This is a genomic window from Arthrobacter sp. Y3225116, assembly GCF_059091245.1.
The window spans coordinates 1-1192 of sequence record NZ_JBNHGL010000446.1 but is presented as its reverse complement, the minus strand read 5'-3'; the positions used below and the strand labels follow the sequence as shown (position 1 = coordinate 1192).

Annotated in this window: 1 protein-coding gene; it reads left to right on the top strand. The window is 73.7% G+C overall.

What is annotated here, in order from left to right:
- Positions 1-198: 198 nt before the first annotated feature.
- Positions 199-1192, top strand: a 994-nt coding sequence (locus tag AC5RV2_RS18185; RefSeq protein ID WP_494093491.1) for an ABC transporter ATP-binding protein, incomplete at its 3' end; no start/stop codon positions are given.

Here is a 1192-nt window from a genome sequence, read left to right as displayed (position 1 = left end):
CAGGCCAAGGACCATCGCGGCAGGGGCTGAGCGGGTGCTCGCGGGCCGCACCGTTGACTAGACTCGGTGCCAGCACCTGTGGGCCTGCCGGCCGCGCAGGCCCCCCCCCACGGAAGGTTCAGCATGCCCGAGCCCACGAGGCCGGCCGTTCGGCCGGATGAGCTGCCGGCCGCCGTCGCAGAGGCCGGAGCCGGCCCCATGGTGCAGTTCCGCGCAGTCACGAAGACCTACGCGGGACAGGCGGCGGTCCAGGACCTGACGCTGGACATCGACCGCGGCGCGATCACCGTCTTCGTGGGCCCTTCTGGCTGCGGCAAGACCACCTCGCTGCGGATGATCAACCGGATGGTGGAGCCAACCTCCGGGTCCGTCCTCGTGGACGGCCACGACGTCTCCGACCGGCCCGCAGCGGCCCTGCGCCGGTCCATGGGCTACGTCATGCAAGCTGCCGGGCTGCTGCCGCACCGCACGGTGCTGGACAACATCGCCACCGTGCCGCGGCTGAACGGAGTCCGCCGGGCCGCGGCCCGCAATCGGGCCGAGGAGCTGCTCGCCGTCGTCGGGCTGTCCCGGGAGCTGGGCGGCAGGTATCCGGCCCAACTCTCCGGCGGCCAGCAGCAGCGCGTCGGAGTGGCGCGGGCACTCGCGGCGGACCCGCCGATCCTGCTCATGGACGAGCCGTTCAGCGCGGTGGACCCGGTGGTCCGCGCCGAGCTGCAGCAGGAACTGCTGCGGCTGCAACAGCAGCTGGCGAAAACCATCGTCTTCGTCACGCACGATATCGACGAAGCGGCCCTCCTCGGCGACAAGCTGGCCGTCTTCGCCACCGGCGGCCGGCTGGCCCAGTTCGCCCCGCCCGAGGAGGTCCTGCGGGCGCCGGTGGACGACTTTGTCGCCGGCTTCGTCGGCCGGGACCGCGGCTTCCGCTCGCTGTCCTTCAACAGCGCGCACGGGCTGCCGCTGCTGCCTGCCCGCACCGCCACCGCGGACAGGGTCGGCGAGGCGTCCCGGGAGGGCTGGCTGTTGTTGACCGACGACGACGGCGCACCCGCGGGGTGGCTGCCGCCCGGGGAACGGGACCCGGCCCGGGCGCGCATCGGCGGGTCGCTGTTCACCGTGGGGTCCAACCTGCGCCAGGCGCTGGACGCGGCATTGTCGTCGCCGTCCGGGGCCGGCGTCGCCGTCGACGCCG